Below are 22,082 nucleotides of genomic sequence, written 5' to 3'. Positions count from 1 at the left end.
CCGCTAGAAACGGTAAGTAATCTCACCGCCCGCATGAAAAACTGGAAGAGTTTCCATTCCGAAGAACTGCTCAAGTTCAACTCCCAGCGAAACTCCGAAGGAAAGAAAACCTACCCGAACGTAGATAACAGGAGTAATCGAGAAGAAGATCCCAAACTTGTCAACGTTCGCCGTCACTAGGCCGACTCTGGAAACGACTCTTAGTCCCGCCGCCGATTTTTCGGTCAAATCGTAGGCCTGCCCTGCAAATACTTTTAATATCGTGTTGAAATGACCGCTCTTGTAGAACTCTTCAGATGAAGATGGGGACACGAAGGAGAAATTTCCTCCCAGTTCGAATGAGTTTTTTCCAATTTGGCTAATGACGTATGCTGCATTTATTCCATCGTAGACAAGCTCTCCACTTGCTGGAGCCATGCCGGAATAGTGCATACCATCTATAATCAACGAACCAAAACCAAGAGATCCTGTCATAATTACTATCAGGAACACGACTAAGGTCTTCACATAACACCTCCAGTTCAACGAAATTATAGCATGGGTTTTAGTGACACACCGAAGGCAAAGCGAGTTATGCGCTCCCTTTCCTGATGATGTTATTTCAGCAGAGCTGCAAAGTAACCAACCGTTCTGTACCTGTCTCCGATTACCGCACCGCTCGTCGTATTACTGAGCACATCCATAGACTCAAAGGACTCCCTAACTGCTACTATAGGACCTAAACCACAGGCAGTTATTCTTTTTTCCCTCGAGACATCGTAGGCCTCTCTATACTTCCTTTCTATCAGAAGACTGACAAGTTCGCTGTCTTTTTTCATAGTAATCTCGTGCGACTCGTAATGATTCAAATCAGATGACGCTATTATCAGGAGATCCTTCCGCTCCCTAGACACTTTCTCAAGAACTTCTGACACCATCAAAGCCGTCTCCAGCCTCTGATCCGTCATGATAATCGGGACGATTTTGAAATCATCGTAGAGGAATTGCAGAAAGGGAAGCTGGACTTCTATAGAGTGTTCATATAGGTGCCCGGCGGTATCGGAGACTATCATCCCATTTGACATGGCCATGATTCTCTTTCCGAGTTCATGGTCTATCTCCACACTACCCAGGGGCGTTTCCCAGGCTTCGTCAAGCCACAATGAGAGCCGTGTTCCCAGACCAGTATGGTTTGGTCCAATTATTACCACCGTCGCGGGCTTCATAAGTGAAGAGGCCTTCCAGTAGGCCCATGCAGCGACTGGGCCGCTCGCCATATAACCGGCATGAGGGACAATCAGGCCGATCGTCCCCTCACGCCTCTCAGAAGTCACTGGAAGGCTTCCAGGTCCCACTGGATGGAAGAAGCAATTCTTTATCTGGCTTCTAAGATCCTCACCGTCATCTGCGTAAAACTTCCCGCTGACAACGGGTCTCCTTATCACGGCTCAACCACCTCCGCTGTGATGAAGATAACCAATTCTCTCTTGTCGGATGTTCTGTTCTCTGTGGTGAACAACTTGCCAATGAAGGGTAGATCGCTTAAGAAAGGCATTTTATTCACTGTCACCGTATCTTTATTTGCTACTAGACCTCCAATTGTCAGAGTGTTTCCGTTGGAAATTATTAGCCTGCTATTTGCTTCCCGGGTCTTCTCTCCATAAAGGGTCCTTGTTCCATCGACATATTTCTCGGGCTCGCTAACCTTTATGTAGAGATCTAGCAGGATCTTTCCGTCATCGTTGACGGTAGGAGTTATTCTCAACTCCACTCCGGTATTGAGGTACTCGATAGTCTCTATCTCCACGGGGTTACCTTCGACATACTCAATTGTGCGGACGAGATATGGAATTGTATCTCCTATGTGAATCTTTGCCTCTTCACCACTCATGGAAACAATTGAAGGGCTGGATATGAGATCGGAATCATTGTCTCTATTGCTCAGATCAGCTTCTATTCTTGCCGTCGCAGTGTTGACTATGTCATCGATGAGCTGTGTTATATCCAGATAGTCAATGATTCTGAAGTCTAGATCGATCGAACCGTTTTCTATCAGAATCTCAGGACTGTTAACGCCTATTGCAGTCTTGAATTCTCTCTGAAGTTCATCCACAAGGGACTTATCGACAAGTCTTGTCTCTATCCTCACCTGTTTCTTCGGTTGCGCGAGAGAAGATCCGATCTCATCGAAAATGTTGTCTACCCTGGACTTCGCAAGCCCTCTCACAACAATGTAACCGTTCACTGGATCGGAAAGAACCTCTCCTCCGTAGAACTCAATCAATCTTGTCACCTCTTCAACATTGTGATAGACACGGTAAACAAGCTCAACATCGGTAGGTTCTTCTCCGGCCTTCTGTTCCTTCTTCGTGACTGCGTAGATGTCATCGATTTTGCTTATCTCGACCGGCTTTGTAGCATTGATGACTTTTACCAGCCCATCCCAGGTAAGGCCTTCAACAGACATTGTCACGTTCTCAACAATCTTGTCCACAAAGAGGAGCGAAATACCGAGCTTATCAGCAACCAACCTGAGAAGGGACTCTAGATCCTGGTCGGCCACGTTTATTCTGACCGTGGAACCCGTTACTACGACACCTTTCTCCAGAGGATCGACAGCCTTTCTCGAATCCTGAACGTCCTTGACCATCTTCTCTGCCGCATCGAGCAGAGCTGAGCTCTTTGACTTGATCAACAGCATCTGAAGGTCGTCGAAGGTCTGAACAGTTATTCCCTCGATTGATTCTCTAAGAAGATCGGCAAGTTCTTGAGGATTGACAGTCAGATCGGTGATGTATCTTGAGATCTCCTTGTCGGCGGCCGCCTCTTCAACTGTCCTGGTGACAATCATAAGTGACTCTGGCTCGCCAATTAGCAGCCACTGGCGTTCGAGGTCTACAAACTCCACTTTTAGGTCTAGCTTGGAGATAATCTCTTTGAGCTGAGTCTCGGTAACTAAACTCTTCTCGATTCTTACCGACTCCCGCTTCAAATCTACGGCGAGGATACTGAGCGCGGCTCTCGCGTTTTCGAGACCGACTTGAGTACCAATTCCGATGAGTCTGCCAGAGTATTCTATAATCGATCTGAGTTGAATCTCCGCCGCCTCCAGGAACTGTGTTATTTGCTCTATGCTCCAACCGCTGACGGGGGGAAGATCTTCGATCTTTATCTTCTCTTCTATTCCAGAAAATGATGCCGCTTCATCAAGCTCATTAATCAGCTTCTTAGCTACATCCACATGCGTTTTCTCGCCCACTATCAGAAGTCGGTCATCAAACTTGCCAATGTAAGTAGATACACCAATGCTATCCAAAGAATTATCTAAATCTTCCCTGATTCTTTCATCAGCAAGATAATCGTTGAACTCTTTGCTAACAATAACTATCTCGTAATCTAGGAACTTAGATTCTCCGACAACAGCATCTGACAGAATACTCTTCATGCGATCAATGTCGTTTATCTCACCTATCAACAAATACCTTGATTGAGTGATTTGAGTAAACACTACATCAAGCATCAGTTCATTAACCATTGCCTGAAGTACTTCGAACCTCAATGTCGAAGGCAGATCTACAAAGGAGAAGTGAACCTGCTGATTGTCTGCCAGGTAATCAATGACTGCCTGGGCTTCGTCAATGGACTCTCTGGTGCCAATTATCAGGTATCCACCGCTCACATTGAAGACTCCGGAAAGCGAAATCTCTTTCGCGAGCAGATAAGTTTCGAGCGTCTCGGCGTCGATTCCGGAAAGCTTCTTTGCGAATCTGAATTCATTTACTATTCCAGCCTTCTCGCTTACAAGCCCACTGAGAACCTGCTCGAATTCGCCTATATCCTCGCCCGTACCTATCATGAAGACCCTGTCTCCGACCGGCTCAAATTTCAGTTTAAGCTCCATAAGTCCCGCTATTGTCTCGAACTGCTCAATTTCTGTCCCTTCCGGCAGAGTGAATGTCACGTACGATATCGAACCGTCGGCCGACGTTCCGCTTGCGTCTATCCCTATCCGAAGGGAGGAAACGAGCTCCTGCGCTCTAGCAAGGGAAGGCTTTGTTCCGACAATTATAGCGTAATCGCCGGCTTCAATTACGCCAACCGGTATCTGAATCGAATCGAAAGCTGTCTCTAGCTGGCCTGGAGTGAGGTTCTTCGGAAGAATTGTTATCGTGTACGACAGAGGTCCTTCGTCAACTTCTGCCGTTCTTCCGAGAGAATCGTAGACCTCGAGCGCCATCTCAACATCGGTCTGGCTTCCCACAAATACAAGCGCAGTATCTCCTTCGAGTATCTCTACATCAATTCCAATGAGCCTGAAAAGCTGATTCAGCAACTCGGCAGATACACTTTCCTTAGGCTCGAGAATCTCAAAGACGTTCCTTACGCCCGATTCGCCGGTGGAAACCCACACAAGCTTCTCAACAAGCGCCTGAGCATTCTCGATAGAATCTTTCGTTCCGATCAAGAGTAAGACATTGCCAACGGCGTCTAGATCGACTTTGAAGTCAAGTTTATCGAATATAGTCGAGAGAGAATTGAGATCAAATCCCTCTGGCAACGAAAGAGTGGCGAACTCAATTTCCTCTGCTACGGGCTTTTTATCTTCCGTCTCGAATCTTGAAAAGAGGTCGACTGCTTTCCCGTTATTATCGCTCGAGCCTATGAAGACCAGGTAGTCGGAAACCTCTACAATCTTCACAGGTATGTTGAGAGATGCGAGTAGCTCTCTGAACTGGTCGATCCAGATCTCTTCCACCTTCTCAACGATGGAGTATTCAAGACTCTCAACACTTCCTATTCCAAGAGTTGCTGAGATAGAGCTTACAAGTTCTCTGAATCGATCCACATTGCTTTCAGTACCTATTACTACGATATCTCCTCCCACAGGAAGGATCTCAACACTTAGGGAGAGACTTTCAACGAGGGCGGAGATCTCCGCAAACGATAGTCCCTCACCAAGCGGAATTACCGAGTAGATTCTTTTCTCGTCAAAGGAAGGGTCTTCAGGCGTGAGATATTCAACTACCTCCTTCGCAGTTCTCAGATCGCTGTCGGGACCTATTAGCATCACTTCGCCGTCAACTTGCACCGAGGAGATGTCGAGTGCCATGTCGCTCATTATCTTTTCGAGCTTCTCAAGAGTCAGGTCGACAGGTAATTCTATAAGTCTGTAAGAAACTCCCTTTCCCAGTCCGCTTCTGATTACTTCGTCGAGGAGAGCAACAGCCATATTGACATCATCTTCAAGGCCGGAAATCGACATGCTCTGTCCCAGTTTCGTATATGAGAGACTGAATCCCGCCGACACCAGAATCTCCCTGAGTTCTTCATAAGTCATTCCCGATGGAACCGAATACAGAGTAGTCAGTTTCTTTGTCTTAAGTTCAAGACCGTCCATAACATCGGGAACTCTATTAAGCTCATCGGCCGGACCTATCAACAGGTATCCCTGACTGCTCTCATGGAAGACCTCTACTGCAAAGTTCATGGCCCGGAAGAACTCGGCAAGAGTCTCTCCAGTCCATCCTTCAAGCCTGGGATAGAACTTCGCTGTCAGTTCCACTGCTGACGGTTCAGAACCGATCTCCTGCATGAGATTCTCAAACATTCCTATATCGTCCGCACTACCAACCGCCACAATTCTGTCACCTTCTCCGTAGATCTTCAAAGAAGAGCCCATACTGGAGAGAAGCTGATTCAGAAAATCAGTACTCTGGTAAATTCCCGTGAAAATCCGCATCTCTTGAGTCTTTTCGGTAGGCTCATCTGACGTAAGGCGGGAAAGGATGTCCCTAACCTGTTCGATCTCTCCCTCCTTACCGTAAACGACGAAGCTGCCTCGGATTTCCAGAACCGACATTTCAAGTCCCAGCGTATTGATTATCCCGTTGAGTTCTTCTATAGTGACTTCACGAGGCACGATAACGGTCACTTTGTGCTCGCTTATGATGTCGTTTCTTATCTGTACGAATCTTCCAATTTCCTTTTCGGCACCTATGATCACAAGCTTTCCCGCCACAGAAAGAGGGTATGTGTCTATACTGAAAGCCGAGATAACCGACTGAGCTGAGGCTAGGTCGAAGCCGTCACGAATCTCCACAACCATATAGCTTTGCTCGCCGTTAACAACCTGTACCTCTCTGCGAGAGAGAATAGAGGTTATGGTCTCCAGGGCCTTCGAAATATCGTCTCTTCGGCCAACGACTATGACTCCGGTAGGTGTGCTGAGCAGATCGACTCGGATGCCGAGCCTGGCGAAGATCGTTCTGAAGCTTTCCACTTCTTCAGACGGGATTTCTACAAAGTCAAAGACATCCGGTTCGTCGCCCCTGGGAAGGACAACTCCTTCGGCAAGTTCACCAAATACCTTAACAGTCTGAAGGACATCACTTTCCGGTCCGATTACCATCGATCTCCCATCCACGGTGACAACCGTAACGGCAAGACCCATCTTCTCCAGCATAGCCTGAAGATTCTGGATAGAAGGAACCGTCTCGACTATCTCGTAGTAAGGCTTCTCAAGGCCTGCTAACCTCACCGTCTCTGAATGTATCCTGTTCAGTATTTCCGATGGGCCCACTAAGAGATATCCAGACTGGACAGGAGTTGCACTCACCTTCGCCCAGTCCTTCTCTCCCAGGAAACCTCTCAAATACGCAACAAGCTTTCCCTCTTCCCATCCAGCCGGGTTGTTGAAAAATCTCGACTCGACAGTTTCATCCTGTTCGGCCTTTGAAAGTACTGAACGGATCACTTCATTCGCCTTTTCCGCCTCTTCCTCGGTTCCAACAAGGACGACTCCCGAAGGGGACGAGAGAAGTTCGACATCTAGTTTAAGGCTGTCGAGTATGGCTTTAAACTCATCAATTCTGTCGTCCGGGATCTCTGTGAACGAGTACTTCAGCTCCTTGTCAGTCTCCAAAATCAACGTTCTTTCATTTATCGAGTTTACGACACTTGCTGCATCTTCGAGATCCTCGCCGTAACCAACAAGTATCACGTTACTCCCAAAGCTCAAAGCCGTGGCATCGATCTTCAATTCAGAGAGCACCTGTCGTATTGTTTCGAAACTGCCTTCATTTGCCGGCATTATCAAATAGTCATATTTTCTCGAGCTTAGGGGAGCCTCCACGTCACTTCTGAGCATCTTAATGAGCTCAACCGTCTTCTCAACACTCTCCTTGATGCCCACTATGAGATGCTTGTTCTCTACAGGCAATATCGTGACCTTAAGGCCCAATCTATCAAGCAGAGTGTCGAGTTGATCGATAGCGGGTAGGGAGTCCTCAATAACGAAGAATGGATCCTCTATTCCGGCTAACCTGGAAGCCTCGGCAACCAATCTCGACACTACTTCTTCGGGACCGATCACAATATATCCACTGGTAGAAGGAGTGATAGAGATTCTAGAGAAATCGTCGACGCCGAGAAAGTCAGTGAAGTAACTGGCATACTTGGCATCGTTCCATCCGGGGACGAGGGCTGCAACGTTTGAAACCCTGTCTGGTTGCCCTTCTGATTCGTCAAACAACGCTTCTCTCTCAAGAATCGCATTGACTGTCTTGACCGCTTCTTGCACCTTGCCTGCATCGCCGATCATAAGAACTCCAGTAGTGGATTGCAAAAGCTCTACTCCCGAGTTCAGCTTGTCAAGAATAGTCTGGTAGCTACCGATGTCTGCACTTGGTATTCCCGTGAAGGCATAAATCGGCTCATATACCTGCGGGGTGGTCCTCCTGCTAAGAATGTCTTCAACCACGGCCGCCGTTCTTGCAACGGCCTGCTGCGACCCGATGGCTATGACTCCGGATGGGGAGGAAATAAGAGACACATCGATCGCGAGTCGCTCAAAAATTGCGTTAAAGCTACTCATGTCGTCAGCAGATATGTCTAGAACGCTGTATTCAACAGCTTCGGGTGCAGTGACATCATAGGTCACCGAATCCAAAAGCTGATCTATTATCCTGCCGGTGCGCTGAACATCATCACCGGAACCAATTACTATTGTGGAACTTCCCATGCTTACCAGATCAACAAGGACTCCAAGTCTCGAAAGCAGACCTTCAAGATCTTCGACGGGAGGTATTCTCTCAAGTACTGTGAAGGCCGGATCTTCAAACTCTCTGAGCCTTGATATTTCGCCTTCTAACGCCTCCATGAGAGCTTTTGGTGTTAAAGCAACGAATCCTGTGGAAGAAGGGACTATAGAAATCCTGTCGAAGTCATCGGCTCCAAGAAATAGTCTCAGATACTCGCTGACCCTGGCAATGTCCCAACCGGGTATTGCCTTGATATCGAGTGAGATCCTTTCTTCTCTGTCTACTTCCACTGCCTGAAGCTGCAAATACAGAGCCTTGAACTTAAGAAGATCCTCTTCATTGCCAATCGCGATTATTTTGTCAGCAACGCTTACTGCAAAGACCCGATAATCTAGCAGTTCAAGCGCCGGTTCCAGAGACTCGACCGTAATTCCCGCCGAAAGAGGAAGAAGGAGATAACTCTCGTACTTGTCCTGAAGTGGAACATCTTCAGCCGCTCTCGAGTTAATCGCTTCTATCAACTCTTCTGCGCGATCCAGTTCCGATTCCGCGCCTATTGCAACTACACCGGTGGGAGTATCCAGCAGTTCGATTTCTATCTTAAGCCGGTCGATTATGGGCAGAAATTGCTCTGTTGAACCCGATCGAACATCAACAAATCTATAATTCAGTTCTAATTCAGCCGTAACGCTTTCGGAATGAGCCATTACCGATTCAACTACGTCAAGTGCTTTCAGAAGTTCCTCTTCAGAGCCAACCGCGACGACCCCCGTCGAGATCTGAACCAGTTCAGATGTTATTCCGAGCCTCTCCATAACTGTTTCGAGAGGAGCTACATCTTCGGGTTTTACCGGCAAGAAGATGAACGTTTTTGACACCACAGTATCTTCGACGGGCTTCCCTTCGGGGTATATTGCCTCTATGAGTTGATCAATGATTTGATTTGTCTGAACGACACTCTCTCGATTTCCAACAATCAGATACTTATCCTCAACCGGAATTATCTCAACCTTGATGCCCATTGCTCCGATAAGGAGCTCAAGCTGATCAAGCGGTGGAAGCCCTCGTTGAACAACAAAGTGAGGATCCTGAATCTCCTGAAGACGACTGACTTCAGCCTCAATTGACTGGAGAATCTCAGCTGGACCCGCGACGATATAGCCGCTTACCGAAGGAGAGATAGATACTCGAGAATATTGATCCTCATTCAAAAAGTCTTTCAGATAATTGGAGAATACTTCATCGCTCCACCCAGCGACTCTTCTCACAAAGGTCGAGATGTTCCTCTTGTCTTCGGTGGTATCGAACTGCTGTTTCTGTTCGTCAATTATCTGCACTACCGATTTTGCTTCTGAGACCTCTTCAGACGATCCAATTACAAGAACACCCGATGGAGAAGATAGCAGTTCGGCATTCAGTCTCATCTTTTCGAAGATCAAAGAGTATTCTCCAATTTCGTCGGAAGAGACAGGCACAAACTCGAACACGATTTCAGAATCAACCGTTGAAGCGCGCTTCTCAAGAATTGAATCTGCAACTTCAATCGCTCTGGAAACTTCTCCGTCGTTTCCGATAATTAAAATACCTGAAGGGGATTCAAGTAACTTCACTTCCATCCCTATACTCGAGAAGATCTCAGTGAAAGCAGGCATATCTTCTCTTGAGATACTGGAGACCTCAAATGCAGTCTGCTTCATTTCCGATTCGTCGCCAATCGCCTCCAGAAGTCTTGAAACAAGCTCTTTCGCCTGATTAACACTTGTGGAAGATCCAATAATAACGAAATAATCATCAACCTTCAGAATGTCGACAATGATTCCCAGTCTCGATAGAAGAGAGTTCATCTCATCGAGTGAAGGCATTCTTCTCTCAATCGAATAAGAAGGGCTTTCAATACTGCGCAGTCTCTCAAATTCGCTCTCAATACTCTCCAGTATTGACTGAGGGCAGTTGACTATATATCCCCTTGCGGTTTGAACCAGTGAGACGCTGGCCGTTTTCTCAACTCCAAGCACAACTCCCAGATAGGAAAGTAGTCGGTCAGAATCCCAACCGGGCACTCCCGAAAGCTCCTTGCTGATAAAAGCCCCTTCGACACTTTCAGAGGTAAGAATCTCGTCGTGCAACGCTCTGAAGAGTTGAAGATCATAGCTGTCTCCAACGACGACTATTTTGTCGTAGACCGGAGTTATTATGAGGTCGAAATTAAAGACACTGATTACGGAGTTGATCGAGGCAATCTCAATTTCAGGCTTTGAAGAAATGATCAAATATGATCTATCCCCATCTCCCTGGTGAGGAAGCGATGATGTCTCTTTCTTCAAGATCTCTTCAACGATGCTCTTCGCTCTTGCTAACTGTGCCTCGACACCGATTCCGATTATTCCTGCAGGGGTCTCCACTAGATCTATTTCATAACCCAGCCGGGAAAGTATCTCGTCTAAACTACTGACCATAGCCGGTTCAATATCTATCAAACTGTAACTTCTCGGACCTGTCTCAATTGTCTCGATTCTTGACAGGACAGAGTTTATGACCTCCATCGCCTTCTCAAGTCTCTCTTTCGTAGCTACAACTGCCACACCAGTAGGAGTGTTGACGAATTCAACTGAAAGGCTGAGTTTGTTTAGAAGTTCACTAATCCCCTCAACCTCTGGGTAAGGAAGGTTAATGAATGTGAACTCGTAATCTACCGCAGTATCCGAGACATCACCCTGAACAGGAAGGCCGCTGCTAAGCTGTCGGACAAGCTTAGAGGCCTCTTCAACGTTCTCCTTTGAACCAACGATCATAAACTGGTTTTCAACGGGGACAATCGTTACGGCGATACCAAGTTTTTCCAGAAGAAGCTCAAACTGTGCGAGGGATGGAATCGATGTCTCCAGTCTAAAAGATGGATTCTCAAATCCTCTCAATTTTTCTGCTTCTGTAGAAATCGCTTCCAGTAAAGGCTGTGATGCAATGACTATATAACCGCTGCCTGATGTTGTAAGTGTTATTTCGGAAAAGAGCTCCGATCCCAGGAAGTCGTTGAGGTAAGCCCTGAATTTCTCAATATCCCAACCGGGGATCGCCATTATCTGGAGAGATAACCGGGTCTCCTGACTTGAGATACGATTCTCAACCATTTCGGTTATTCTAGGGATTCTTTCTTCGATGACGCTCTCTATCTCTGCAAGCCTGTCGGGGTAGGCTCTAATCACCAGCAGACCGGCAGACTCGATAAAGTTGGCCGTCTCGTTCTCGATAAGGATCGTCTGGAGCAATTCACCCAAACCTGAAGAATAGACTTCTGGCGAAATTTCAAGAATGGATTGCTTTGTCACCCTGTATATCTGCTTTTCGTGCTGCTCAAGTTCAAAAACGGCCTTATTCATTATCTCGGAAGGAGCGTACATGAAGACCAATCTGTCTGCGATCTGCTCAACTGTATACTCCTCTTCAACAAGACCCTGAGCCGCGTAGAAAGTTCTGAGGAAAGCAGATACTTCCTCAAAGGAATCATTAGCCTTGAGCTCGAGGTATGTGCTTGCATAGTCTTCAAAAGCAATCCCTGTGAAAAGCGAAAGGAGATACTCGGCCGTTCCGATTGAATTCTTAGAACCCTTGAGTATATATCCCTTTCTTTCTCCCAGCGCCTCTATAGCTGCCCCGGTAATACGTTGAACCTGTGACAATATTGATTCTTCTATAGTGAGGTGATAGTTCACAATAGTGTAAGATACATCTGTCGAGATCTCAAACAAAGAGTCGACGACCTTCTGAAGAACTGGAACGAGGTAATTGGGCAATTCAAACGTAACCTTTCCGATCGGTTCAAAGGTTCTGTCGACAGAGAGATCCTCGTACACCGCATAGCTCTGAAGAATACTGAAAATCGTCCCTACCAGAGTGTTGTCTTCTGTCAAGCCCGATCCCGATGAGCTGCCTAACTTCAATACATCTTCAATCAGAAAGAAGTTGTCAGGCAGAGTGATCGTTATTCTCGTCTTGCTGGAGTCGAGGTCTTGTGAAGTAACGTACTCCCTGTAAAGGTCTATATACTCATACAGAGCGGTTACCTGGGCAGCATTTCCAGAAAAGATCAGTTTGTTGAACTCCGGAATGCCGACTATTGTTAGGCTGTCAGAGAACAGCGTTGTATTGAGTTTTCTCGCCAGTTCATAGTATGCAGTGAGAGGTTCAATGTCAATGTTGGTTATCTCCCACGGAACCGTGTATTCCCTCGTGACTGTGTTTGTCGTTAGTGCGGCAGAAAGCGTCATGTGAGTCTGAAGATCTCCAAAAACCATTAGAGAAGCCTCGTTTGGCAGATACTCGATGAAGCTGTTTACAGGAAGAGTCTTCCTTAGCCTTTCAATCTGCTCGGAGACAGATTCTCCCTCAACGTTGAACTCCACACCGATGTAGGTCTTCCAGAAGGCGTTGACCAAATCCTGAACTTCTTCAGGGGTACCCAGATAGAATGTTCCGTCGGTCAAAAAGGAGTATGCTATTCTATCTCCGAGTGAGGTGAGAATGTTTCTGAGAATGTCCTCGGGCATCGCAAGAGAAAAACCGACAACGACCTCCTCGTTTCTGACACTTGGAGATATGACATAAGAAAGATCAAGCATCTCTTCTGAGAAAAGGTACGTCATCGCAGTAGAAACAGTCATACCGTATGTTGTGAACTTTTCGATATCTACGTTTATACTCGATCTGAAGAATCTCAACGTGACTATATTCTCCATTATCGTGACTTCGGGCTCATCAATTGCCGGAATCAACAACGCAATATTGACAGAAAGCCTCTTCGGATCCTGTCTGGTCCACAGCCCCTCTACGGGACCCATACGGAGCGGGAGATTCATATTCCTGCCACTCACTCCGCTAAGCGCAAGAGAGTATATTGTCTTGGAAGGATTTGACTGAATGTTGTAATCAGTGACTGTGTCCTTGAAGATCATCGTCACCGTTACTGATTCAGCATCCATAGACGGCATAACAGAATTTAACTGATTGGAGAAACCTATACAGAAGAAACCCAGAACTAGAAACATGACCGCTATTCTTCTCACACGAATCACCCCATATTCACCCTCGAGTTTACGATCTAAAGTACTTCACAACAACAAAGCTGTTCGTGCTCGTGTCGTTAAGCAACACAGCAAATTCCGTAATTCCGTATACAATGTAAGAGGGAGCCACCTGCTCTCCTACCCTTACGGTAATCTGTGACTGTCCTGCCTCAAGAATCGCATAATCAACTTTGTTCAATCTATAGTAAGCTATGTATTTGACATCGGCAGCTTCTTCGCCCACTTCTAGCATGGACTTTATAACTTCCAAAGGACTAGCATAAAGAGGAAGGAAGTGATTTCCCAAAGTAACGCTGCTTACTACTCTGCTAGTATCGATAGGATCGATTTTGATTCTGCCTGCCGCCACATCGGCAATTTCCACCGGTTCCAGAAGAAATGCCAGCTGGACGCCGCCCGTAACTAACAAAGTTATTGAAATAACGATTGCCAGAATAGTTTTCTCCATACAATCAACTCCGCCTAGAAGTTTCCCGTTACTGTAAGATCCGTCTTTAGCTCAAGAGAGAGATTCGACGGAATGTTCGATTCTGGAAGAATCGGAAATCCAAGATTCGATCTCAGTTCAAGCTTTCTGACGAGTATCTTTGGCTCATTCACTATCATTTCCACTAGATCAAGAATATCCCTCGAGCTGCCAGTGACTGTTATCCCTTTGTAGTCACCAGGTCTAGTCTCTATCGGAATTTTTTCTTCGAGTTCTTCTAGATAGCTTCTTGTGCTCATTGAACCGATCGCTTCGTTTCTGACCCTTGAAAGCAACTGCACCCCGAGATAAGCGCTCTCAAGTCCGTTCACTTCGTCTATGAGTAAGGATGTGTTCTCAAAAGTATTGTAAGAATACAAAACCACCAGAAAGAGAAAGCCGATGATAGTCAAGGCGATCAAAGACCAAAATGCAAGTCTTGAATTCATACCCTTTCTGTCAAGAAAACTGAGCTTCCTGTTCAGCTTATTAGCGTAGTCTCTGTGAATGAAGTAGCTATCGTTACCGTCAAATGACTCTTGACTGGCAGAGATATCTACCTCTTCAAAATTGAACTCGTCCTTTTCACTCATCATTGCCACCCACCTTTAGATCGACGAGTTGAAGCGAGTAGAGCTCAGCAAAATCCAGATTTCCCCTCACACTTGGGTTGGCAAGAAGAGTCGGCGTGCTTTTCGGAGTCGGAAAAGAGACATCCTCGCCTTCAAAAATCAGATAATAGAAGGAATTGCCGACTCCGTTTTCAAACTGAATTCTAGAAGCTATTGTTTTCATCGCATTTTCATCTTCAAGATAGGCCTCTATTGTCCTAAAAACGTCCATTTCGACTGATTTTGAGTTAACATGCGCGCGAAGATCATTCACCTGTTTGCTCAGTTTATTCTTCATTACTGTATACTCTTGCTTTTTATTGTAGATCATTTCGATGTCTGCTTTAAGATTGCCCGTCAGATACGTCCCGGTATTGTCGAAGAGGTAACCTTTCATCCTGGAAACCTGCCTCAACCTTGTCTCAAATGCCTGGGTAACAAAGAAACGAGACCCCAGAACTAGAAGGGCAATTATCAGCAGGACTATAAGAGAATACTTAAGCCTTGAGACCCGCTTCTTCCTTGAATACAAGTTTACGTCGACCAAGTATCTCACCACCTCTCATAAGCAGTCCAACCGAAATGTAAGTTATCCCGCTTGTTTCCTTCATTTTCAGAGGCATGCTAACTACCTCTGTTTCGTCTCCGAGAATTCTCTGGAAAGCTCTTGAATAAACAGCTGTAGAAAGACTTGACTGTCCCACAACAAAAAACCTGGTGAAGAGAGCCTCATCAGCCGCAGAAGTGTTTGGCGAGTTTGACATCGTGTTAGTAAGATACATCCTTAACTGATAGGAGATCAGTCCCTCGAGTCTCTCCGAAGCTTCTTCAATTAGTGAATCATAGTAAGCCTTAGAACCAATAAGAAACTCCCTCTGAATATTCGTGTTTGGAGAGAGCGAATTGTCCTCCTTGAAACCGCTTGCCACCTGATCAAAGCCATCGTTGATGTAATTAAGGCCCACTATTTCTTCTCCCCTTAATGTAAGGAGAAGCGAATAGCTTCTATCAACTATGAAAACAATGTTGTTGCCCTCAAAGACGCTTGTTTGAGCCATTTTGAAAATAGAGAAGGGCTTCACATCAACAATGTTCGGCTCAGGGAAGCTCTTCCCCGTAAGTCCTGCAATGAATTCAAACACGGCCTTTCTCTTGGTTATAACAAAGGCTGGAACGAGTCCACTTTTTAGAGAAGCTATCGAGTTCAAGCAGGCAACATTCACTTCGTCCGGCGGTAATGAAAACTGGGAAGCAGCCTTGAAGCTGGCAACATTGTGCAAATTCTTTGTCGACTTTACTCGAGGAACCTCCAGATGCTGAAAGACAACATCTCTTGGATGAAAGGCAGTAACAAAAATCTCATCGGCCGGAATCGTATTGTTCTCCATGAAGACTTTGGTTGATTCCTCAAGCGAGTTTGCACCCATCCTGAGCACAGAGAAGACTGGCTTTAGATACCGACCTTCAACTACAGCTCTCACGATCTCAGTGTAACCCTCGTCAGAATTTACGGCAGTTATCATATTCTGAAACATGTTTACCCCCAAGTCTCAATAAGTGACTTTCCCCGTTACCGGCCGGATAGTCAACACACTGCCATCAGCAAAGTTCAATGTCGTCGACCCGCTAAGAATGGCGATAGATCCATCCCCATTGAAGCGAATCCTAAAGTTCTCACTGTTCTCCCAAAGACAGTCTTCAAAAACCGCCCCAGTTGTCGAAGACACTCTCTTCGACCAATAATCATAGAAAACCTCTACAGGCCTGGAACGAACGACAGCCTCAAGACGCTGTCTTTCAATAAACGAATCGAAAGCAGTTTTGCTGAGGCTGATTTTCAGGCTACTTATGATTTCAGATGAAACGAGTACTACGCCGCTGATGCACAGAGAGACCAAAACCAGACAGCACAAAAGCTCGGTTAAACTCATCCAATACTTTGCTCCATCGCAAAAACAGCACCATATATGGTTATTGCAAGGAAACCAATGAACCCACCTATAAATAATATCATTATCGGCTCAACAAGCGAAACAAGTTTCTTGAGTGCATTCTGGACCTGCATGTGATAAAAATCAGCGACTTTGAACATGACTTCGTCCAGTTTACCGGTCTCCTCTCCCGTGGCCACCATACTAACGACTATCGGTGGAAAGACCTTCTGATGCTCAAGAGAAGCGCTGATACTCTCGCCTCCCTTAATGCTCACTATTGCATTGGTTACTGCTTTCATAACCCGGGGGCTTTGTGAGACCTCTCCAGCAAGCTCCAGAACCGTTGGAAGATCAACTCCACTTGCGACTAGAACTGCTGTCGTTCTAGTGAATCTTTCCATAGCGGTCATATTTCTCAGGGTTCTTACCGGGGGGATTAGCTTTCCAATACTTTCTTTAACAATGTTACCGTATTTGCTCTTGAAGAAGAAGAAACCTCCGATCAGCAAGCCGAATAGCAAAACCAGAAGTATCGGCCACTGGTTCTTCAGAATATCGTTCATACTAAGAAGAAGAGCCATTGTCCCCTCAGGCTCAAAGTTTCCTCCAAAAGCGTCGATCAAGTTCGGAAGTATAAAAAAGGAAATCATCCCCACAATTCCAACTGCAAAAACCATCATGAAAAGAGGATAAGCCATGGCCGATTTGACCTGGTTCTGAAGATCAACCATTCCCTCATAAAAATCTGCAACTCTTTCAAGCGATTCATCAAGCACCCCTCCTGCCTCACCGGCCTTAACAAGGTTGGTGAACAGGGGTTCAAAGACACCTGATCTCTCAAGAGACTCACTGAAACTTATTCCGCCCTCTATGTCTAAAACAACACGGGCTATGATCTTTCTGAATCTTCTAGAAAACAGAACCTGACTCGAAAGAACCTGAAGCGCTTCTCTTATCCTGACACCAGAGGAAACCATCGTGGCCAACTGTCTCGAAAAGATACTGACTTCCTTCTGCGAGGCGGGAAACAACGAAGCCTTAGTTAAGCTGCGAGTCGATGATGATTGCTTAATGGAACTGACAACATAGCCCCTGCTGGAGAGGATTTGGAGTGCCTCTAGTTTGGAATTTGCGGTGAGCTTGCCTTTTTCGGGCCTTCCTTTGATGTTGATCACTTCATAACGGAAATCAGGCATTTTTCACTCCACTTCTCTCAAAAGACAGACTGCATGAGCGCGAACAAAATCAGGGCTGCTGCCGTTCCCCGACTTTGGTTTGATATTCACGAACTCACTTCCTACTCCAAGAGCTTCAGCGACATTTTCGATCATTGATCGAACAAAGCCAGCCAGTTTCACGCTTTCTATGACGACAACAGTATCGACATTCAGCAGTTGCCAACGTCCCTTTATTGCTCCAGATATCTCAGATAAAAACTCCAAGCTTCTTCGCTCTCTATTCAAGTCGTTCTCTGGAAACTCAGTACCGATATTCCCCAAAGATGCTGCGCCCAGAATTGCATCCACAATCGCGTGACAAAGGACATCTCCGTCAGAGTGACCAGAAAGGTAAAGGGAATCAGATACTCTAACGCCTCCAAGAAATAATCCTTTATTCCCAACTATTATCGGATGAACATCATAACCGATTCCTACCCTGATATTCATATGAGCCTAATCGGCATTATGATATAAGTGTATCCCTGCACATCTACAGGGTTCATCTGGAGCGGGCTGTTCGAGTCGACAAAGTTCAATTCCACCGAGTCGGAATCAATCTTCTTCACCGACTCAGAAAGGAATCTGGGATTGAATGCTATAACGATGTTGTCACCCTCTTTGTTCGCTCCAATAACCTCGACTGATTCTCCGTGATCTGGACTTCTGGCAATAATCTTGAACTGCTCATCGTCTATCTCAAATTTGACCGAGTCGGATCCAAGTCTTGCGGCAATCGATGCTCTTCTAACAGCATCAGAAAAAGTCTCTGTCGGGATCACCACTCTTGCTTTGAATGACTTTGGAAGGACTTTTCTATAGTCAGGAAACTCCGCATCAACTACTTTAGTCACTATCTCGGTTCCATCAAAGGAGAACTGCACCCGCGAACCATCATAAGTTATCTTCATAACATCAGACATTGCGGCTTTCAGGCTGTTCTGAAGATCCCTCATGCTCTTCAACGTCAGCAAAAAGTGATCATCAATGTTAAGATCAATTCTCTCCTCGGAAAGGGCCATTCTGAAACCATCCGCAGCCACAAGGCGAAGATACCCGTCATCAAATTCCCAGTAGACACTGTTCAAATTCCTCATAAACTCGTCTCTGGCTGCGCAAAAGATGACTCTTTCAACCATTAGCTCAACTGAAGATACTGAAACTGTGAAGTCAAGTCCCCCAGCTGCTGGCTCGATATCCGGGAAGTCATCAGGGTCCATTGTTGGCAGAGTGAAACGTGCACTGCCCATTCGGATAACCATGTTAGTTTCTTCCGTCTCAAAGATAACTTCTCCTTCAGGCAGATTTCTGACTATCTCGAGAACCAAGCGCGCATCGATAACGAAATTGCAGCTTCCATCTATATGCTTTGGTTTCAGCTCGGTAGTGATCGCTGTCTCTAAATCGGTAGCTACAAGCTTAATTGTCGACTCATCCTTCATTGAAAAATATATGCCTGAAAGAATCGGCTTGACATTCTTTGGAGCGACTGCTCCAGAAACCGACTCTAATCTCGTGAGGATTTCGGAACGAGCTACGACAAATTTCATCATCCACCTCCACTTGATGAGCGTTTCATAAATTATAACATCTATATGGCATAATCATTATGAAAAGCGATGACGATAGATTCCTTCTGTCGAGGAGCAATCACTTATGAACATAGAGAATATTCACACTTGGGTGATGAAACCAATTCAGGCTATCGATTTGCAGAGGAGGCTTAGGAAACGCCTCGTATTTGAGGATTACGCAGGCCTGCCCGAACTGATAGCCGGGGTCGATGTTTCCTTCCCTTCAAGAGATATCGCCCTCGCCGTAGTTGTGATTATGGAATTTCGGTCGCTACGTGTGATTGACTACTTCCACTCCGTTGAGAGAATCGATACACCTTACATTCCGGGACTTCTATCTTTTAGAGAAGGCCCGATAATAGTGAAGGCTCTCTCGAAATCCCCTGAAGTCGACCTGATTTTCTTTGATGGACATGGAATAGCGCACCCAAGGGGTATTGGTATAGCTTCACACATTGGTCTCTTTGTGAAGAAACCAACCATTGGAATCGCCAAAAGTCTTCTATACGGTGAATTGAAAGACTATCCTGAAGAGAAGGGGGAGAAAAGCCCAATTCACGATCCCGATGGACGACTTCTTGGATATGCCCTTTGCACAAGGAAAGGTGTAAAACCAGTTTTCGTTTCGCCAGGGAATCGAATTACTCCAGAATCTGCAGTTGATCTGGTCTTAAAAACTACAGGCAAGTACAGAATACCTGAACCGACCAGGCAAGCTCACATCCTAACTCAAGAACTGAAGGGTCAACTTATCCTGTAGAACACTATTGAAGCGGCTCCTTTTATTCCTGCATTCTCCACAAGTTTGCTCAAAGTTATACTGAAGGTTCCGTTGAAAGATGGCATTACGTATTCCGGCATCTTTTTCTGGATGCTGTCAATGAGCAAGTCTCCCGCCTTACTAATTCCACCGCCAATTATTATGTGTTCGGGATTGAATACGTGTATGTAATTACTTATTGCCGTTGCTAGAGCTCTTGTTGCTCTTTCAACAACAATCGTTGCTGCATGATCACCCGCTCGCGCGGAATCGAAGACAACTTTGGCAGTTATCTCGGGCGAGGCAAAAATCAAAGACTCGGGAAATCTCTTCGAAAACTCCCTGGCCATGTTAACGATGGCGGTAGCTGACGCAAGCGATTCAAGACATCCATGAGAACCGCAGCCACAGAGCGGACCCCCGGGTTCGACAATAGTGTGTCCAAGTTCACCAGCATAGCCCATGCTCCCTGTCATTAGCATCCCATGAGTAATTACTCCTCCTCCGACACCAGTCCCTAGAGTGAGTCCCAACATATGCTGACTTCCTTTGAACTCTCCGAATGCCCACTCCCCAAGGATGAAGGAATTCCCATCGTTTTCGATGAACGTCTTGATTCCAGTAATCTTCTCCAACATCGCGGCCAGTCCAAATCCTGACCAGTCTGGAAGGTTTGGCGAGAACAAGACGGTGCCGGTTTCGTGGTCAATCGATCCCGGCGATCCGACACCAATACCGATAACATCGGAGGAGTTCATTCCAGATTCGTGAAGGAGTTCTTCAATTGCGTCACCTATTCTTGTCACGACGGTGATTCTTCCGTCGAACACCTTTGTCGGAATCATCCTTTTTTCGATGATCTTTCCATCTTCTTGTACGATTGCAATCTTAGTCTCGGTACCACCCAGATCGATTCCGATCACGTGATCAGCCATTGACATCTCCCGTCTAGTACTGCTTTTTCTCCATCTCTATCAAGTCCAGGAACTCTTCATTTGTGGCCGTTCCCCGCAGTTTATCCATGATTAGTCTCAGACCCTCTTCTTCGGACATCGATGAAAGCATTCTTCTAAGAACCCAGACCTTCCTCAGAATATCGGAAGGAAGAAGAAGTTCTTCTCTCCTTGTACCGGAGAGGGTGAGGTTGATCGAAGGGAACATTCTCTTATTGGCAAGCTGCCTCGAAAGGATCAATTCCATGTTTCCAGTACCCTTGAATTCCTCGAATATTACCTCATCCATCTTGCTTCCCGTTTCAACAAGGGCCGTTGCGATGATTGTAAGGCTTCCGCCTTCCTCGATATTTCTTGCCGCGCCAAAGAAGTACTTCGGCTTGTATAGTGCCGAAGGATCTACTCCTCCAGACAGAAGCTTTCCACTTGGCGGAACGTATAGATTGTAGGCTCTTGCCAGCCTCGTAATGCTGTCAAGGAGGATGACCACATCGTAGTTGAACTCCACTAATCGCTTGGCCATCTCAATAGTCATTTCGGCAACCCTGATCTGTTTCTCGGGATGCATGTCGAATGGAGCGGCAATCACATGTGCATTTGAACTCCTTCTGAGATCGGTAACCTCTTCTGGTCTTTCATCGATCAGCAGAATTATTCTGACTGTATCGGGATGGTTTTCAGCGATTCCGTTTGCGAGTTCCTTCAGTAATATCGTCTTCCCAGCCTTAGGAGGAGAGACAATGAGGCCTCTCTGTCCTTTTCCTATTGGAGAAAAGAGGTCGACCATTCTCGTACTCATAATGTGGGGTTCTGTTTCCGTGATAAGCTTATCTTCTGGGTGAATAGGCGTCAGATTCTGAAAGGTGATTCTCTCAGCTGCGAAGTTGATCGCTTTGTGATTAATAGCTTCTATTCTCAGGAGCGCGAAATACTTCTCTCCTTCTTTCGGCGGCCTCACCTGACCTGCAACTGTATCGCCGCTGGTGAGATTAAACCTTCTGATCTGCGACTGGCTAACGTAAATGTCATTTGAGCTGGGGAGAAGGTTGTTGTCGAGAGTTCTTAGAAAGCCATACCCTCCATCTGTAATCTCCAGCACACCCTGATCAAAGAAGTAACCATATGATTCAGTCTGAGCCTTGAGAACGGCAAAAATCAAATCCTTCTTGGCCATCTGGGTATAACCCTGCACGTCATACTTCCTCGCAAGCTTATAAACCTCTCTTATGGGCATTGCCTGCAGCTGGGAGATGTCGATTTCCACTTCCCTGATGTTATCTTTGTCTTTATCTTTGTCTTTGTCCTTTTCTCTTTCCTTCCTGGGGATTTCTTTAACGTCGTTCGAAACGCTTTCCTTTCCAACTTCCTTGGGCCCAGAATTCTCCGCTTTAGAGTCTCCGGGGTCTTCTTTAGAGATAATTTCAACTACATTTTTCTCCTCAGTAGTCTGTCTAGCAGGAGTCTTTAC

The 22,082-nt window shown here is 46.0% G+C and carries 14 protein-coding genes; 1 reads left to right on the top strand and 13 read right to left on the bottom strand.

Features of this window, described 5'->3' with window-relative positions:
* Positions 1 to 3 precede the first annotated feature (3 nt).
* The 11 genes from B3K42_RS07925 to dnaN form a co-directional block, all read right to left on the bottom strand.
* Positions 4 to 507, bottom strand: coding sequence for a hypothetical protein (locus B3K42_RS07925; protein ID WP_110990092.1), 504 nt, complete (start codon positions 505 to 507; stop codon positions 4 to 6).
* Positions 508 to 596: 89 nt separating this feature from the next.
* The gene (gene amrB / locus B3K42_RS07920) at positions 597 to 1,424 is read right to left on the bottom strand and encodes an AmmeMemoRadiSam system protein B (RefSeq protein ID WP_110990091.1); all 828 of its coding nucleotides are present in this window, start codon (positions 1,422 to 1,424) and stop codon (positions 597 to 599) included.
* Positions 1,421 to 13,078: a type II secretory pathway, component HofQ gene (locus B3K42_RS07915; RefSeq protein ID WP_258367178.1), complete on the bottom strand. Its 11,658-nt coding sequence runs from the start codon at positions 13,076 to 13,078 to the stop codon at positions 1,421 to 1,423. The genes amrB and B3K42_RS07915 overlap by 4 nt, the downstream gene beginning before the upstream one ends.
* Positions 13,079 to 13,106: 28 nt before the next feature.
* Positions 13,107 to 13,547 carry an alpha/beta hydrolase gene (locus B3K42_RS07910; RefSeq protein WP_110990089.1) on the bottom strand — a complete coding sequence of 147 codons (441 nt, stop codon included), beginning with the start codon at positions 13,545 to 13,547 and terminating at the stop codon, positions 13,107 to 13,109.
* 14 nt (positions 13,548 to 13,561) lie between these two features.
* Complete coding sequence (locus B3K42_RS07905; protein ID WP_258367177.1) at positions 13,562 to 14,161, bottom strand: hypothetical protein; 600 nt, start codon at positions 14,159 to 14,161, stop codon at positions 13,562 to 13,564.
* Positions 14,151 to 14,732, bottom strand: coding sequence for a hypothetical protein (locus B3K42_RS07900; protein WP_292598163.1), 582 nt, complete (start codon positions 14,730 to 14,732; stop codon positions 14,151 to 14,153). The genes B3K42_RS07905 and B3K42_RS07900 overlap by 11 nt, the downstream gene beginning before the upstream one ends.
* Positions 14,674 to 15,711 (bottom strand): hypothetical protein, encoded by a 1,038-nt coding sequence (locus B3K42_RS07895; protein WP_110990087.1) that lies wholly within the window; start codon positions 15,709 to 15,711, stop codon positions 14,674 to 14,676. Before B3K42_RS07895 ends, B3K42_RS07900 begins: the two co-directional genes overlap by 59 nt.
* A 15-nt stretch (positions 15,712 to 15,726) precedes the next feature.
* Positions 15,727 to 16,107 carry a hypothetical protein gene (locus tag B3K42_RS07890; RefSeq protein ID WP_110990086.1) on the bottom strand — a complete coding sequence of 127 codons (381 nt, stop codon included), beginning with the start codon at positions 16,105 to 16,107 and terminating at the stop codon, positions 15,727 to 15,729.
* Positions 16,104 to 17,306, bottom strand: a complete 1,203-nt coding sequence (locus B3K42_RS07885) for a type II secretion system F family protein (RefSeq protein ID WP_110990085.1) — start codon at positions 17,304 to 17,306, stop codon at positions 16,104 to 16,106. Before B3K42_RS07885 ends, B3K42_RS07890 begins: the two co-directional genes overlap by 4 nt.
* Positions 17,307 to 17,309: 3 nt before the next feature.
* Entirely contained in the window at positions 17,310 to 17,777 is a 468-nt protein-coding gene (locus B3K42_RS07880; protein ID WP_110990084.1) for a 2-C-methyl-D-erythritol 2,4-cyclodiphosphate synthase, read from the bottom strand.
* Entirely contained in the window at positions 17,774 to 18,877 is a 1,104-nt protein-coding gene (gene dnaN, locus B3K42_RS07875; RefSeq protein ID WP_110990083.1) for a DNA polymerase III subunit beta, read from the bottom strand. The genes B3K42_RS07880 and dnaN overlap by 4 nt, the downstream gene beginning before the upstream one ends.
* Before the next feature lie 106 nt (positions 18,878 to 18,983).
* Here dnaN and B3K42_RS07870 point away from each other — a divergent pair, with 106 nt between their 5' ends.
* A complete protein-coding gene (locus B3K42_RS07870; RefSeq protein WP_110990082.1) occupies positions 18,984 to 19,661 on the top strand; it encodes an endonuclease V in 678 nt (225 codons plus the stop codon).
* Here the strand turns inward: B3K42_RS07870 and B3K42_RS07865 are convergent.
* Both B3K42_RS07865 and rho read right to left on the bottom strand, forming a co-directional pair.
* Complete coding sequence (locus B3K42_RS07865) at positions 19,646 to 20,596, bottom strand: ROK family protein (RefSeq protein WP_110990081.1); 951 nt, start codon at positions 20,594 to 20,596, stop codon at positions 19,646 to 19,648. The genes B3K42_RS07870 and B3K42_RS07865 overlap by 16 nt on opposite strands.
* Positions 20,597 to 20,609: 13 nt before the next feature.
* Complete coding sequence (gene rho, locus B3K42_RS07860; protein WP_349680964.1) at positions 20,610 to 21,887, bottom strand: transcription termination factor Rho; 1,278 nt, start codon at positions 21,885 to 21,887, stop codon at positions 20,610 to 20,612.
* Between the last annotated feature and the right edge of the window lie 195 nt (positions 21,888 to 22,082).

The sequence above is a fragment of the Mesotoga sp. UBA6090 genome, from assembly GCF_002435945.1.
Lineage (GTDB): Bacteria > Thermotogota > Thermotogae > Petrotogales > Kosmotogaceae > Mesotoga.
This window is presented reverse-complemented; position numbering and strand designations above follow the sequence as displayed.